This window comes from Sphingobium agri (assembly GCF_023051225.1).
In the GTDB taxonomy this organism is placed as follows: Bacteria; Pseudomonadota; Alphaproteobacteria; order Sphingomonadales; family Sphingomonadaceae; genus Sphingobium; species Sphingobium agri.
Map to the genome: position 1 here is coordinate 111,562 of NZ_JALKHS010000004.1, position 15,322 is coordinate 126,883.

The window sequence follows — 15,322 nt, forward strand, 5'->3', positions numbered from 1 at the left end:
GTGCGATGGAGCCGCTGCTAATCGAACGCGTCATGATACAGCCGCCTGAAATTCTTCGAGTCACCAAGCCCCGCGTCGCGTGCGATGGTTCGGGCGACATCCCCGCTGCTCTGGGCCACCCCCGCGTGTTCCTGGAGATTGACGAACATGGCTATGTCGATTGCGGCTATTGCGACCGGCGCTTCGTCCTGATCGGCGGTCCGGCTGACACGCCCGAAGTCGCGGGGCTGCCTGACATCCCATCCGGCGCCAGCATCTGAAACGGGTTTCGCCATCGCGAATTTGATTGGGCTTGGGAAGCTGCGCCCCTATATCGGGCGGCATGACGGACATCGCTTCCCAGTTCACCGATGCGCGCGGCCTTCTTTACCGGCCGGGCCTGCTGGATCCCGATGGCGCGCGGCGGCTGACCGCCCAGGCGCTCGCCAATTGCGATGATGGCGAGCTTTACCTTCAATATCGGGCAAGCGAGAGCTTCGGATTTGACGATGGCCGGCTGAAGACGGCCGACTATTTGACCGATGCGGGTTTTGGCCTGCGCGGCGTGTCAGGCGAGATGACGGGCTTTGCCCATGCCAATGACATTAGCGAGGCCGCGATTCGCCGGGCGGCCGAGACGCTGACGCTGCTCGACCCAGCGAGGGGCCAACCCGCGCCGCCGCCGCAGCGGACCAACCGCCACCTCTATACCGACGCCAATCCGCTCGAGATCGTGCCCTTCGCTGAAAAGGTGACGTTGTGCGCGGCCATCGACGCAGCCGCGCGAGCGCGAGATCCGCGCGTTGCGCAGGTGTCGGTCAGCCTGGCGGGAAGCTGGTCAGTGGTGGAGATCGTCCGCGCCGATGGCTTTACCGCGACGGATATCCGCCCGCTGGTGCGGCTGAACGTCTCGCTGATCCTGGAAGAAAATGGCCGCCGCGAAACAGGCAGCTTCGGGATTGGCGGGCGCTATCTTTATGATCAGGTCATGGATCCCGCGATCTGGAACCGGGCCATTGACGAGGCGCTCGCACAGGCGCGGGTCAACATGCGATCAGTCGCCGCGCCTGCGGGCGAAATGACGGTGCTGCTGGGTCCAGGTTGGCCGGGCGTACTGGTGCATGAAGCGATCGGCCATGGCCTGGAGGGCGATTTCAACCGGAAAGGCACCAGCGCTTTTTCCGGCCGGATCGGCGAGCGTGTCGCGGCGCCGGGGGTCACGGTGGTGGATGACGGGTCCATCCTCAATCGCCGCGGATCATTGTCGATCGACGATGAAGGCACGCCCACGCATGAAAATATCCTGATCGAGGACGGCATCCTCAAAGGCTATATGCAGGATCGGCTGAACGCGCGGCTGATGGGTGTCGAACCGACGGGCAATGGCCGCCGCGAAAGCTACGCCCATGCGCCGATGCCGCGCATGACGAACACCTTCATCAAGGGCGGCCAAGACGATCCCGAAGAACTGCTGTCCCGCATGAAGTCGGGCATCTTCGCCAAGAGCTTTGGCGGCGGACAGGTCGATATCGTGTCGGGCAAGTTCGTTTTTTCGTGCACCGAAGCCTATAAGGTCGAGAATGGAAAAATCGGCGAGCCGATCAAGGGTGCAACATTGATTGGCGATGGGCCAACGGCGCTCACCAAAGTCATCGGCATAGGTAACGACTGGGCGCTGGATGAAGGCGTCGGCATGTGCGGCAAAGGGGGCCAGAGTGTTCCGGCCGGGGTCGGGCAGCCCACCCTACTGATGGACGGGTTGACGGTCGGCGGCACGGCGACCTGACAGCCGGACGCCATGGGCTGCGGAACCGGCCGCTCGCCTGATCTTTTCTTCCTGTATGAACATGCTCACGGACAGCCATGACGCGGTGACCGCCGACTGGGCGGCGGCTCTGCTCGATTTCTGGTTCAATCAAGTCGGTGAAGAAGGCTGGTGGAAGCATGACCCGGCGCTTGACCGGCAATGCACGAGCCGTTTCCAGCATCTGTGGCGGGAGAAGCAGGCGCTGCCCGCCGAGACGTTCCTGGAGCGTGCCGACGATGCGTTGGCAGCCGTGCTGCTGTTCGACCAGCTGCCACGCAACATGTTCCGGGGCACGGCTAAAGCTTACCAGACGGACGAGCTTGCCCGGACCATAGCCCGCGGCGCGATTGCCCATGGCTATGACATTCAAATCGGCGGCGCCGGGCGGAGATTTTTCTACATGCCGTTCCAGCATAGCGAAGCGCTGGAGGATCAGGAGTTGTCCCTCAACCTGTTCGAGGCGGCCGGCGATGAGCGGTCCATGGAATTCGCACGCCAACATCATGCAGTGATCGCGCGGTTCGGGCGTTTTCCCCATCGAAATGCGGCGCTGGGCCGCGCCAATGCAACAGGCGAAGAGGAAGCCATCGCGGCAGGTTCCGGATGGTAGCCGGAGCGTGCCCATTTTTTAGGCAAGGTTGATCACCTGCCCATTTTTTTTGCTGCCCTTTCGAACTCCCTAAGGAGAAAGCCCGGATCAGGCCCAGTTTTCTGAACTGGCACGGCTCTTGCTGGTATGTCGCCGCACACCATTAACAGGGGGCGACATGAAACTTGTCATGGCTATCATCAAGCCGTTCAAGCTTGACGATGTCCGCGAGGCACTCTCCTCGCTGGGCATCGCGGGTATGACGGTGTCCGAGGTGAAGGGCTTCGGCCGCCAGAAGGGGCAAACTGAAATTTATCGGGGCGCCGAATATTCCACGAACATGGTTCCGAAGATCAAGATCGAGGTCGTTTGCGACGACGATCTTGCACCGCGCGTAGTCGAAGCGGTCCAGACGGCAGCAAATTCCGGCGCGATCGGCGACGGCAAGATTTTTGTCCTGGATGTTGGTCAGGCCGTGCGCATCCGCACCGGCGAGACCGGCGAGACCGCGCTGTAAGAAGGGGGGAATAATGACCTTTGCCAAGAAATTCTCCGGCGTGATGGGAGCGGCTGGCCTTTCCCTCTTCGCCGCGCTGCCCGCTTGGGCGCAAACGGCGGCGGCCGCTGCGCCGACGCCTGACAAGGGCGATACTGCCTGGATGATGACCTCCACCGTGCTGGTGCTGGCCATGATCCTCCCCGGCCTGGCCCTCTTCTATGGCGGCCTGGTTCGTACCAAGAATATGCTGTCGGTCATGACGCAGATCGGCGCGGTCGCGGGCCTCGCGATGCTGATCTGGGTGATGTACGGCTACAGCCTGGCTTTCGCTGGTCCCAGCAACGGCTTCATTTCCGACCTGTCCAAAGCCTTCCTGAAGGGCATCACGCCGGATTCGACGGCTGCCACCTTCACCGATGGCGTCGTCATCCCCGAATATGTGTTCGTCAGCTTCCAGATGACCTTCGCCGCGATCACGATCGCACTGGTGCTGGGTTCGGTCGTCGAGCGCATCAAGTTCTCGGCGGTGATGGTGTTCGCAGCTGTCTGGCTGACGATCGTCTATTTCCCGATCGCCCACATGGTTTGGGCAACGGGCGGCCTGTTCTTTGAAATGGGCGCGCTGGACTTCGCTGGCGGTACCGTGGTGCATATCAACGCCGGCGTTTCGGCGCTGGTCGCGTGCCTCATCCTCGGCAAGCGCGTGGGCTTCCCCAAGGAACCGATGCCGCCGCACTCGCTGACGCTGACGGGCGTCGGCACCGGCCTGCTGTGGGTTGGCTGGTTCGGCTTCAATGCAGGCTCGGCTCTGGAAGCCAATGGCTCTGCGGCCCTGGCGATGATCAACACCTTCGTTGCAACGGCTGCTGGGGGCCTGTTCTGGATGATCGCCGAGCGCATCAACGGTCACAAGGGTTCGGCCCTCGGCTTCTGCTCGGGCATCATCGCCGGTCTGGTTGCCGTGACGCCTGCCGCGGGGAATTCTGGCCCGTTCGGTGCCATCGTGCTGGGTGCGGTCGCGTCGATCATCTGCTTCTACATGGTTACGGTCATCAAGCCCAAGCTTGGCTATGACGACTCGCTGGACGCCTTCGGCATCCACGGCATCGGCGGCATGATCGGCGCGATCGGCACCGGCATCGTCTACTCGCCGTCGCTGGGCGGTCCGGGCGGCGCTGACTTCTCGATGAGCAGCCAGCTCGTCACGCAGCTGTTGGCCACCGTCACGACCATCGTCTGGGCATCGATCGGCACCGCGATCGCCATCTTCGTCGCCAAAGCCGTCACCGGCCTGCGGGTCAGCCGCGACGTCGAACTGGAAGGCCTCGACCTCGGGGAACATGGCGAGCGCGCCTACAACCCCTGATCCTATTCGGAAGGGCGGGCCGCAAAGAATGGCCCGCCCGCCACACGATGTTCCTCCTGCGAACACACCTTGGGTCCGGTACGAAAGTGCCGGCCCTTTTTTTTTGGATCAGCCTCTAGGCCGGGTCCAGAGATGCGGTGGGCGAGGCGCGGATGCGGGCCAGCGGGACGAACGGCCGAAAATCTGAAATCCGGCCCGGCACACCCATCCCAGCTTCTCGCTCTTGGGCGTCATCACCCGGGCGTCCCAAGCGCGTTCTCCACGCCTCGCGACTTCCCGCGCTATGTCGCCATAAATGCCTGCCGCAGCCAGAACCGCCCAGGCGGCGCGCGGCGGCAAGGATCCGGTGCCATGGCGGGCGCTCGCTTCATAATCTGCGGCAAGGCTCGTAAGGCGGCCCGCCAAAAGGGTGAGTTGCGGGCGAAAGGCTGGCTCCATCTGGCTTCCCGGCGGGATCGCCATTTCCGCCAGCCATTGCTGGGGCAGGTAGCAGCGGCCGGCTTGCTGATCCTCGGCGATGTCGCGGGCGATATTGGCCAGCTGGAATGCCAAACCAAGGTCGCAGGCCCGGTCCAGCGTGGCTTCATCCTCAGGGCTCACACCCATGAGCACAGCCATCATGCATCCCACTGCCCCAGCGACATGATAGCAATAGCGCAGCATGTCGGCTTCGGTGACGGGCCGCCAATCCTGCGCATCCAGGGCAAAGCCTTCGAGCAGGTCATGGGCGTAGCGCGCAGGAATGGCGCATTCGCGCATGACGAAGCCAAAGCCGTCAAAGGCAGGGTCTCCGGTAGCTTCGCCGCGTAAAGCTGCATCGGTCTGCGCTCGCATGGCGGCCAAACGGACCTGCCCATCGGCCACGCCCGTCATCACACCCCCATGATCCTGCCCATCGGCGATGTCGTCGCATTTGCGGCACCAGGCGTAGAGGAGCCAGGCCCGCTCCCGAGTTTGCCGGTCGAACAGCCTGGACGCCATGGCAAAGGATTTGGAGCCACGGGCGATGCTGTCGCGCGCATGGGCGACGAGGGCGGGACGATCGAGATGGGTCACGCCGCCGACATGCCTCGCGACGATGATTGCCGCAAGGGTGGCGGCTATTACAGCTTATCCGCCTTCATCGCGAAAATCGGCTCGTGCGCCTCATAGGCTGTCATTTTTTCGAGCAGTCCATCGATCGTGTCGGCATGGGAGAGGATGCCGGCATGTTGAGGCCGGATGAATCCGGTGGCGATCATATGCTGGTTGAAGGCGATAAGCTGGTCATAGAAGCCCGCAACGTTGAGCAGACCGACAGGCTTGGCATGGTAGCCAAGCTGCGCCCAGCTGATCGCCTCCCATAGCTCATCCATCGTGCCGACGCCGCCAGGCAGCGTGACGAAGCCATCCGACAGGTCAGTGAAGAGTGCCTTGCGCTGATGCATGGTCTGGACGACATGGAGCTCGGTGCAGCCCTGATGCGCGACTTCGGCCCTGACGAGGGCTTCCGGGATGACGCCGATCACCTCCCCGCCTGCTTCGAGGGCAGCGTCGGCCACCGCACCCATCAGGCCGAGCCTTCCGCCACCATAAACGACGCCGATGCCTCGCCGGGCAAGGGTACGGCCGACCTGGCGAGCCGCTTCCACGTAAACCGGGTCCGCAGGTAGAGCCGAGCCGCAATAAACGGCGAGGCGCTTCACAGCAGGTCTTGCAGCATCAGCGCGGCGGTCGCCTTTGCGCTCCCGACGACGCCGGGGATGCCTGCGCCCGGATGGGTGCCCGCGCCGGTGAGGTAGAGGTTGGGGATTACGTCATCCCGGTTATGAGCGCGGAACCAGGCGCTTTGGGTCAACAGCGGCTCAAGGCTGAAGGCGCTGCCGAGATGGGCGGACAAGTCGCTCTGGAAATCGGGCGGCGCGTAATGGAATTGCGTGACGATGCGAGAGCGGATGTCGGGGATGAGGCGATGCTCGATCTCGTCCAGGATGCGCTCGGCATAGACGGGGCCGAATTGCTTCCAGTCGATCGGCAGCTTGCCCATGTGGGGCACGGGCGCAAGAGCGTAGAAGGTGGAATGACCATCGGGCGCCATCGACGGATCGGTGACGGTCGGATGATGGAGGTAGAGCGAGAAATCCTTCGGTAACACGCCATGATCGTAAATGTCGGTCAGAAGCCCATCATAGCGGGGGCCGAACAGGATCATATGGTGCGGGATGCCGGGCCAGCTGCCCTTGATCCCGAAATGCAGGACGAAGAGGCTGGGCGACCAGCGCTTTCGGCCAAGCTTCTCGGCCTGCTTCTGGCCGCGGGGATGGTGGCCGAGAAGATCGCGATAGCTGTGCATGAGGTCGCCGTTGGTAGCGACCGCATCGGCCTCTCCGCGCCAGCCTGAAGCAGTAGACACGGCGACGGCGCGGTCGCCATGGGTCTCGATCCGCACGACCGGGTCAGCCAGCCGCAGCGTGCCGCCGAGCCGTTCGAAATGCGTCGCCATGCCCTGCACGAGGCGGTTGGTGCCGCCCTTGGCGAACCAGACGCCGCCATCCTTTTCCAGCTTGTGGATGAGCGCATAGATCGCGCTGGTCTGCATCGGGTTGCCGCCGACCAGCAGCGTGTGGAAGGACAAGGCCTGGCGCAGCCGCTCATCCTTCACATAGGAAGAGACGATCGAATAGACCGACCGCCATGCCTGATGCTTGGCCAGCGCCGGAGCGGCGCGGATCATCGACGCGAAATCGAGGAACGCGACGGAGCCGAGCTTGCGATAGCCCTCCTCATAAACGCCGTCGGAATAGTCGAGGAAGCGCTGATAGCCTGCGACGTCCTGCGGGTTCAGCTTGGCGATCTGGGCGCGGAGGGCATTCTCGTCGTTCGAATAGTCGAAGTTCGTGCCGTCGCGCCAGTTCAGGCGATAAAATGGCGTCACCGGCACAAGGGTGACATCCTCCGCCATGTCATGGCCGGACAGGCGCCAGAGTTCCGCAAGGCAGTCGGGATCGGTGACGACGGTGGGACCGGCATCGAAGACGAAGCCGTCCCGCTCCCACATATAGGCGCGGCCGCCGGGGCGGTCCCGCGCTTCGACGAGCGTCGTGTCGACACCCGCGGACTGAAGGCGGATCGCCAGAGCCAGGCCGCCAAAGCCCGCTCCTATGACTATCGCTTTGCGGTTCATCAGGCGGAGGGGGTCAACAATGCGCGCATGGCGCTCCTTATGGGCACGGGCGGGCGTCCACACAAGATGCGGATGCGATCGGCCCAACTGGACTGCCCGGCATAGAAGCGGCCGATCAGATGCGGGTTGAGCCGGTAGAAGCGTTCGAAGATGCGCCAGCGCTGATACGGCTGGGCGGCGCGGAAAAGCATCTTGCCCAGCAGCCGGTAATAGCCCCCTGCCTGCCAGTGCGCCTTGGCGCGTTTGCGGGTCGCGGGGCCAAGCGTTTCAAGCGGCTGACCGCTGAGCCAGAGCGCGGTGGAGGTCGCGTCGGGAAGTGAATAGCCGGTCATCGGGTGGAACATCGCGGCGCGGACGCCGGCGCGAGCGACGGCATCCTGCGCTGGCCAGAAGCGATCGAAGTCGCCGCCATACACCACTGGCAGGATGCCACTTTCCTGATGGACGATTTCTTCGACCTGCCAGTTCTGATCCTGGGCATAGCTGGCAATCCGGCTGGCGAGCGCTGGGACGTCAAGTGAGGCGTCGTTGCTGTAATAGGTATCTTCGACGAATATCGTCTGTTGGTCGAAGGGAAGCAGATAGACGAAGCGATAGCCGTCGATCTGGGGAACGGTCGCGTCCATGATGACGGGGCGTTCTAGGCCGTGCGGTTGAGCCAGGCGGAGGACCTGGCCGACGAACTTCTGCCAGCCGCAATCAAGCGCCGACAGATCGCCGCCGCCGCGCGTATCGAGGACGGCGTCGGCTTTGATCTGGCTGCCGTCGCTCAAGGTGACGCAGGTGGGTGTGACGCTGGTCGCATCGGCGTTGAGGAGGACGCGCTCCCCGAGCAACGGGCGAGCATAGGCGTCCAGTTGAGTGGAGGAGATGCTGTTATAGGCGGTGTCGAGGTGCCGCTGATAGGCGGGGAAGCGGACCTGGTGTCCCTGGGGCCAGCGGTGGGTGACGAAGGGATCGATCAGCCAGCGATCGGCGGGCCGAACGTCGCTGTCGAAGAAGGACCAGAGATGGTTTCCGCCGAGCGTTTGGCCGCTTTCGATCAGGAGGACATTCACGTCGGGGCGCAGGCGGGTGAAGGCTAGAGCGGTGAGAGTGCCGGAAAGGCCGCCGCCCAGAATCGCGAGGTCGCAGTCGAAGCTTTTGGCCATGCTGTTCTGTTAGGAAGGGGGAAATCATGAAGCAAATGGTGAATTGGCGGCGTTTGACGAAAAAGTGAAGATAGTATAGGGGGGTATCCTATGCATATCATCGAGAACAGGGACAAGCTGCTGGCGCGGGTGCGGCGCATTGCAGGACAGGTGGGCGCGATCGAGCGGCAGTTGGGCGGCGACGCGGACTGTTCCGAGACATTGCAGCTGGTCGCGTCGGTGCGCGGCGCGGTGGGGAGCCTGATGGAGGAGTTGATCGAGCAGCATATGCGCGATCATGTCGCCCGCCCCGGCCTGACCGACGCGGAGCGGCAGGCTGCGTCGGAGGAGATGCTGGCACTGATCCGGCGATATGGGAAATGACGATGCACGACCAGGGCCACCATCATCACGGGAACCATCATCACGGAGACCATGCGCGAGTTAGCGCCCTGCCCCCTTCTCCCGTCAATGGAGACGAGGAGGAAAGCCATTATTTCGACCATATCTACCTCAGCGCCGGGCATGACAAGAATGCGCGGCGGACATTGTGGGTCGTATGGCTGACCGCGGTGACCATGGTGGTCGAGATCGCTTTCGGCTGGATCACCGGGTCGATGGCCCTGCTGGCCGATGGGTTCCACATGGCGACCCATGCCGGCGCGCTGGCGGTGGCCGCGGCGGCCTACAGCTATGCCAAGCGCCATGCCCGCAATCCCCGCTTCACCTTCGGCACGGGCAAGGTGGGCGACCTGTCGGGCTTTGCGTCCGCCCTTCTGCTGGGCGTGACCGCGCTGTTCATCCTGGTCGAATCCGTCCTGCGCTTCTTCGAGCCGGTGCCGGTGAAGTTCGGGGAAGCGACGCTGGTTGCGGTGGTCGGCCTGGCCATCAACCTGATCAGCGCGCTGCTGCTGGGTCATGACCATAGCCATGATCATGGTCACGGCCATGATGGGCACCGCCATGATCATCAGGACGGACATGCCCATAAGCATGGCCATGAAGATAATAATCTGCGCGCGGCCTATGTGCATGTGCTGACCGACGCATTGACATCGGTGCTGGCGATCGCGGCACTGCTTGCCGGGCGTTATATGGGCTGGTGGTGGCTCGATCCGGCGGTCGGCATCCTGGGCGCGGTGGTGATCGCCCGCTGGGCCTGGGGACTGATGAAGGACACTGCCGCCATCCTGCTGGACAGCGCGGAGCCCGCGCTGATGAAGCGGATCAAGACGCTGGTGGAGGCGGAGGGCGGCACCATTCGTGACCTGCATGTCTGGCGGATCGGGCCGCATGCCCATGCGGCGATCATCAGCCTGGCGCCCGGCAGTGATGCGGCGGCGGTTCGCGCGCGGGTGCGCAGCCTGCCCCGGATGGAGCACGTCACGGTGGAGTGCGGTTGACGGGATCTGAGATCCGGGCGTTCGCTGGGATGACGTTGATTGGGGCGGGTGATACATTGTGTCACCCAATCGAAATATAGCTGTCACTTGTTTGTCATCGAAATTTCATAGGCCGCACCTCGATTGAGACAGGGGATTCGTGGTGACAGGTTCAAACAGGAAGCGCATGGCTCTGGCAGTGAGCATGCTGGCGTTGATGCCGGAGGTGGCGCAGGCGCAGAGCAATGAGGAGTTGCAGCGCCAGATCAACGAGCTGAAGGCGCAGATACAGGCGCTGACCAGCGCACTGGCAAACAATGGCGGGCGCGGGAGCGCGAGTGCGAGCAATGCCGCGTCCCCTGCCCCATCAGCGAGCGCTCCAGCGCCGGCACCGGTGGCTGTCGCCGCTGCGCCCGGACAGCCGGTGGTGACGCAGACTGCGGCTCCCGAGAAGAAGTCGAAGCCCTGGTATGAGCGGCTGTCGCTGCGCGGTTACACGCAGATGCGTTACAACGCCTTCCTGTCGGGGGATGACACGGCTCCGGCAGGCCAATCGCGCCTGCGGTCGGTGCATGACAGCTCCATTTCCGACAAGAGCAGCTTCTCGCTGCGCCGGGCGCGCCTGGTCGTCCAGGGCGATGTTTCCGATCGGGTCTCGCTCTACCTTCAGTCCGATTTCGCTGCCGCGGTCAACAACCAGGCGGGTAGTGAACGGCGGGAAGGCTTTGTGCAACTGCGCGACGCCTATGCCGACATCTTCCTGGACAAGGCCAAGACATTCCGCCTGCGCCTGGGCCAGTCGAAGGTGCCCTATGGCTGGGAGAATATGCAGTCTTCGTCCAATCGCCTGACGCTGGATCGCAGCGATGCGATCAACAGCGCCGTGCCGGGCGAACGCGACCTGGGCATCGTCGGCTACTACACGCCGGCGTCGGTCCAGAAGATCTGGGACCGGCTGGGGCATGACGGACAGAAGCTGTTCGGCAATTATGGCGCATTTGGCTTCGGTGTGTTCAACGGTCAGGGGATCAACAGGACCGAGCAGAATCGAGGCCTGATGAAGGTCGCTTTCGCAACATGGCCGTTCGAGCTGGATGGTCTGGGCGGCATGTTCGAGGATCAGGTATTCGAAATCGGCGGATCGGCGATGATGAACGATGTGCAGCCGGAGGTGCGCAGCGGATCGACGACTGTGATCAGCTCGCAGGCTTATGACGATGATCGGGTCGGCATCCATGCGATGCTCTATCCGCAGCCCTTCGGCATTCAGGCGGAATGGAATTGGGGCAAGGGGCCTGAGTTCGATCGGGTGAGCCGGTCGATCGAGACGAAGAAGCTGAACGGCGGCTATGTCCAGATGATGTATCGCCTGCCTACCGATTCAATCGGCGTGCTGATGCCCTATGGTCGGTGGCAACATTATCGCGGGGGTTGGAAGGCATCGACCAACGCGCCGCGTCTGGAAACGGATGAGTTCGAACTGGGGCTGGAATGGCAGCCGTGGAAGGCGCTGGAGATCACGCTGGCCTATGCGCGGATGAAGCGGGCCGAAGCGGACGAGCGGCGCACGGGCCGTGCAACCGGCGATTTGATCCGCACGCAGGTGCAGTGGAATTATTGAGCTGGAAGTTGCGGGCGGTCAGCCTTCGCCGATCGCCTGCCCCGCCGCCCAGCCGCTGGCCCAGGCCCATTGGAAATTATAGCCGCCCAGCCAGCCGGTGACATCGACCGCTTCGCCGATCGCGTAGAGGCCGGGGACGCGGCGTGCCTCCATCGTGCGGGAGGAGAGTTCGGCGGTGGAGATGCCGCCAACCGTGACCTCCGCCTTGGCGAAGCCTTCGGTGCCATTGGGCGTGAAGGACCAGGACGCGAGGCGGCGCTGCGCCTCTTCCAGCTTGCGGTCGGCGATATTGCCAAGATCGCCGGGAAGCGCGAGGCGTTCGGCAAGGGCGTCGGCGAGGCGTGCTGGCAGAGAGGCGCGCAGCAGGCTGACCAGCGAGGCGCGGGGCTTGCCGCGCTTGGCTTGCGCCAGCCAGTTGGCAGGCATGTCGGGCAGGAAGTCCAATGCGACTTCGCCGCCATGACGCCAATAGGAGGATATTTGCAGGATCGCCGGGCCGGACAGACCGCGATGGGTGAGGAGCGCGGCTTCGCGAAAGGCGGTCTTGCCGTGGCGGGCGATCACCGGGGTCGAGACGCCGGATAGTTCGCGGAACAGCATGTCCTCGCCGCCAAGGGTGAGCGGGACGAGTGCGGGGCGCGGCTCCACCACCTTGAGGCCGAACTGGCGGGCAAGGTCATAGGCGAAACCGGTTGCGCCCAATTTGGGGATGGAGGGGCCGCCGGTGGCGATGACCAGCGCGGGGGCCTCTACGGTCCTGCCTCCATGAGTGACGCTGAACCGGCCATCGGCGTGGGTGATGGGGCCGAGCGCATGGCCGAGGCGGATGGTGACGCCGCCCGCCTCACATTCGGCGAGCAGCATGGCGACGATCTGCCGCGCGGACTGATCACAGAAAAGCTGGCCAAGCGTCTTTTCATGCCAGGCGATGCCATGGCGTTCGACCAGCGCGAGGAAATCGGACGGCGTGTAGCGGCCCAGCGCGGACTTGGCGAAATGGGGATTGGCGGAGAGGTAGCGGTCCGGCGCGGTGTGGATATTGGTGAAGTTGCAGCGCCCACCGCCCGAGATCAGGATCTTCTTTCCCGGCTGGTCGGCATGGTCGAGCACGAGGACGCGCTTGCCGCGCTGCCCGGCCGCTGCCGCGCACATGAGGCCTGCTCCGCCAGCGCCGAGGACGATGGCGTCGAATGGATCAGCAGGGCCGGACAAGATCAACCTGCGGCGAGCGCATCCATGATCTGGCGAATGGGGGCGAGATCATAGCCCGCCGCTTCCGCCTTTTCGCTCAAGACCGTGGGGTGATCACCGGCGCGGGCGCGCGTCAGTGCCCAAAGGAGCGTGCTGCGGGTGCCGGAGCGGCAATAGGCGAGCACCTTCCCCTCGCCTGCTTGGTCGAGAGCCGCCGCCATCGCATCGAGCTGCCATGGCGCGAAACCGCCATGGGCTACGGGAACGGCAGCGTAGGCGAGGCCAGCCGCTTTTGCCGCTGCTTCGATTTCCGCGCCGTTGGTCTGGCCCGCTTCCTCGTCATCGGGGCGGTTGTTGATGATGACGGTCACGCCCAATGCCCTGGCTTCTTCTACCTGATCCACGCTGATCTGGGGGGAGACGTAGAGGCTGGGGGTGATCTGACGGAACATGGGACGGGGACTCCTTCTGCCGCGAGCCATGCGCTTGTGGGGGGAGGGTTTCAAGGGGTTTTGGCAGGCGGAGGCGCACGGGCCGCTGGGGGGATGAATTATGGTTCACGCGGAGGCGCGGAGACGCGGAGGTGGATTGAGGTGAGGGTATTCGTGTCTTGGTGGATTTGCGGGAGACGGGCTGGTTTTACTGCGCTCCGCGCGCGAACGGCAGACGCGTCTCTGGGCAGTCTTCTCTCCGCGGCTCCGCGGCTCCGCGTGAACCAAGCTCTGCTTCCAAATAGGCCTAGCTGCTGAAGCAACAAGGCTCCCTGGCCTCTCCGCTGAAGGAGAGGATTAGAGGTGCGGGCGGATGGCGGCGAGGAAGGCGTCGCCATATGCGTCGAGCTTGCGCTGGCCGATGCCGCTGATGTGGCCGAGTTCGGCGAGGCTCGACGGGCGCTGTTCGGCCATTTCGCGCAGGGTGGAATCGTGGAAGATCACATAGGGCGGCACCCCCTGTTCCTGCGCGAGTTCGCGGCGGCAGGCGCGCAGGGCATCGAACAGCGGATCGCCTACGGGGTTTTCCGCCTTTCCGTTGCGTGCGTTGCGGCGGCGCTCCCGGCGGGGCGGGAGGACGAGGCTGACCGCCTCTTCTCCACGCAGGATGGGGCGAGCGCTCGGGCCGAGTTCGAGGACGCCATGTTCATTAGTTTGCAAAGCATCTTTTACCAGAAGCGCGCGGGAAACCGGGCGGAGGAGCGGCGTTTCTTCTCCCGACACGATGCCGTAGACCGAGATTTTGTCATGGCCGCGTTCGCGGATGCGGTCGGTTACGGCACCGGTCAGCACCTGTTCGATATGGCCGACGCCGAAGCTCTGGCCGGTGCGATAGACGGCGGAGAGGAATTTGCGGGCCGTCTCCGTCGCGTCGATGCTGGCGGGGGGATTGAGGCAGTTGTCGCAGTTGCCGCATGTGGCAGGCGGATGCTCGCCAAAGTGGCGGAGCAGGATGGCGCGGCGGCAGGTGCCTGTTTCGACAAGGCCGCCAAGTGCGGTGATGCGGGTACGCTCGCCCTGCTGGCGGGCGGGATCGAGTTCGGCGATGCGCTGGCGGGCCCGGGCGAAGTCGTCGGCGCCCCAGAAGAGGTGCGCTTGCGCGGGCTCGCCGTCGCGGCCTGCGCGGCCGGACTCCTGATAATAGCCCTCGATCGATTTTGGCAGCGCGGCGTGGGCGACGAAGCGGACGTCGGGCTTGTCGATGCCCATGCCGAACGCGATGGTCGCGACCATGACCATGTCTTCGCTGGCGATGAAGGCGGCCTGACTGGCGGCGCGGACGGCGGGGTCGAGCCCGGCATGATAAGCGCGGGTCGGGCGACCGGTGCGGGTCAGTGTCTCGGCCAGCTTTTCCGTCGCGGCGCGGGTGGGGGCATAGACGATGCCGGGGCCTTCGCTGGCGGCGATGAGCGCGGACAGCTGGCGCGGCAAGCCGTCGCGGGGATGGACGGCATAGCGGATGTTGGGGCGGTCGAAGCCCGCGATGATCAGGCCTTCGCGCGGGATGCCGAGCTGGACGAGGATGTCGTCGCGGGTGTGATGGTCGGCCGTCGCGGTGAGCGCCAGGCGGGGGACTTGCGGGAATTCGTCGAGCAGCGGGCGCAGCAGGCGGTAGTCGGGGCGGAAATCATGGCCCCATTCGGAGACGCAATGCGCTTCGTCTATGGCGAAGAGGGCGACTTTCGTGGCGCGAAGGAGATTGCGGAACCCCTCCCCGCTCGCGCGTTCGGGCGCGACGTAGAGGAGGTCGAGGTCACCATTGCGCAGGCGGTCCTGCGTCTCGCGCCAGTCGGCATCGACGCTGGTGAGGCTGGCGGCGCGAATGCCGACCGCCTGGGCCGCGCGGAGCTGGTCATGCATCAGCGCGATGAGCGGGGAGATGACTACGCAGCAGCCATCGAGCGCGACGGCGGGCAGTTGATAGCAGAGCGACTTGCCCGCGCCGGTCGGCATGATGGCGAGCGTGGGCTGGCCCGCCATGATGCGGCCGACGACCTGTTCCTGCACGCCCCGGAAGGCCGGGAAGCCGAAGATGTCGTGGAGGAGAGTGGGGATGTCGGGGCGCATCCGAGGGCTGTAGCGGTTGTGGCTGGAGAGGCAAATA

The 15,322-nt window shown here is 64.3% G+C and carries 15 protein-coding genes; 8 read left to right on the plus strand and 7 right to left on the minus strand.

Annotated features, from left to right (window positions below; genetic code table 11):
• Positions 1-5 precede the first annotated feature (5 nt).
• The 5 genes from MU848_RS01765 to MU848_RS01785 all read left to right on the plus strand — a co-directional run bounded on the left by MU848_RS01765 (position 6) and on the right by MU848_RS01785 (position 4,240).
• Positions 6-260 carry a zinc-finger domain-containing protein gene (locus MU848_RS01765; RefSeq protein ID WP_097092461.1) on the plus strand — a complete coding sequence of 85 codons (255 nt, stop codon included), beginning with the start codon at positions 6-8 and terminating at the stop codon, positions 258-260.
• Positions 261-322: 62 nt separating this feature from the next.
• Entirely contained in the window at positions 323-1,765 is a 1,443-nt protein-coding gene (gene tldD, locus MU848_RS01770) for a metalloprotease TldD (protein ID WP_201515785.1), read from the plus strand.
• Between the two features lie 55 nt (positions 1,766-1,820).
• Positions 1,821-2,396: a DUF924 family protein gene (locus tag MU848_RS01775; protein WP_201515786.1), complete on the plus strand. Its 576-nt coding sequence runs from the start codon at positions 1,821-1,823 to the stop codon at positions 2,394-2,396.
• Between the two features lie 157 nt (positions 2,397-2,553).
• The gene (locus MU848_RS01780) at positions 2,554-2,892 is read left to right on the plus strand and encodes a P-II family nitrogen regulator (protein WP_097092464.1); all 339 of its coding nucleotides are present in this window, start codon (positions 2,554-2,556) and stop codon (positions 2,890-2,892) included.
• 13 nt (positions 2,893-2,905) lie between these two features.
• A complete protein-coding gene (locus tag MU848_RS01785; RefSeq protein WP_247229829.1) occupies positions 2,906-4,240 on the plus strand; it encodes an ammonium transporter in 1,335 nt (444 codons plus the stop codon).
• A gap of 108 nt (positions 4,241-4,348) precedes the next feature.
• Here the strand turns inward: MU848_RS01785 and MU848_RS01790 are convergent, their stop codons facing one another.
• The 4 genes from MU848_RS01790 to crtY all read right to left on the minus strand — a co-directional run bounded on the left by MU848_RS01790 (position 4,349) and on the right by crtY (position 8,554).
• Positions 4,349-5,248, minus strand: coding sequence for a phytoene/squalene synthase family protein (locus MU848_RS01790; protein ID WP_315862404.1), 900 nt, complete (start codon positions 5,246-5,248; stop codon positions 4,349-4,351).
• 95 nt (positions 5,249-5,343) lie between these two features.
• The gene (locus MU848_RS01795) at positions 5,344-5,925 is read right to left on the minus strand and encodes an LOG family protein (RefSeq protein ID WP_247229830.1); all 582 of its coding nucleotides are present in this window, start codon (positions 5,923-5,925) and stop codon (positions 5,344-5,346) included.
• A complete protein-coding gene (locus tag MU848_RS01800; protein ID WP_247229831.1) occupies positions 5,922-7,403 on the minus strand; it encodes a phytoene desaturase in 1,482 nt (493 codons plus the stop codon). Before MU848_RS01800 ends, MU848_RS01795 begins: the two co-directional genes overlap by 4 nt.
• Positions 7,403-8,554 (minus strand): lycopene beta-cyclase CrtY, encoded by a 1,152-nt coding sequence (gene crtY, locus MU848_RS01805; RefSeq protein WP_247229832.1) that lies wholly within the window; start codon positions 8,552-8,554, stop codon positions 7,403-7,405. The genes MU848_RS01800 and crtY overlap by 1 nt, the downstream gene beginning before the upstream one ends.
• A gap of 90 nt (positions 8,555-8,644) precedes the next feature.
• On the opposite strand from crtY, the gene MU848_RS01810 reads away from it, so the two are divergent.
• The 3 genes from MU848_RS01810 (at position 8,645) to MU848_RS01820 (ending at position 11,536) form a co-directional block, all read left to right on the plus strand.
• A complete protein-coding gene (locus MU848_RS01810) occupies positions 8,645-8,917 on the plus strand; it encodes a metal/formaldehyde-sensitive transcriptional repressor (protein ID WP_201515791.1) in 273 nt (90 codons plus the stop codon).
• Positions 8,914-9,936: a CDF family Co(II)/Ni(II) efflux transporter DmeF gene (gene dmeF / locus MU848_RS01815; RefSeq protein ID WP_247229833.1), complete on the plus strand. Its 1,023-nt coding sequence runs from the start codon at positions 8,914-8,916 to the stop codon at positions 9,934-9,936. Before MU848_RS01810 ends, dmeF begins: the two co-directional genes overlap by 4 nt.
• 166 nt (positions 9,937-10,102) lie before the next feature.
• Entirely contained in the window at positions 10,103-11,536 is a 1,434-nt protein-coding gene (locus tag MU848_RS01820; RefSeq protein WP_097092472.1) for a porin, read from the plus strand.
• Positions 11,537-11,554: 18 nt separating this feature from the next.
• Here the strand turns inward: MU848_RS01820 and MU848_RS01825 are convergent, their stop codons facing one another.
• The 3 genes from MU848_RS01825 to recQ form a co-directional block, all read right to left on the minus strand.
• On the minus strand, positions 11,555-12,748 hold the full coding sequence (locus tag MU848_RS01825; protein WP_281494265.1) for a BaiN/RdsA family NAD(P)/FAD-dependent oxidoreductase: 1,194 nt from the start codon (positions 12,746-12,748) through the stop codon (positions 11,555-11,557).
• A 2-nt stretch (positions 12,749-12,750) separates the two neighbouring features.
• Complete coding sequence (locus tag MU848_RS01830; RefSeq protein ID WP_201515795.1) at positions 12,751-13,179, minus strand: TIGR01244 family sulfur transferase; 429 nt, start codon at positions 13,177-13,179, stop codon at positions 12,751-12,753.
• A gap of 336 nt (positions 13,180-13,515) precedes the next feature.
• Positions 13,516-15,285 (minus strand): DNA helicase RecQ, encoded by a 1,770-nt coding sequence (recQ, locus tag MU848_RS01835; RefSeq protein ID WP_247229834.1) that lies wholly within the window; start codon positions 15,283-15,285, stop codon positions 13,516-13,518.
• Positions 15,286-15,322 lie beyond the last annotated feature (37 nt).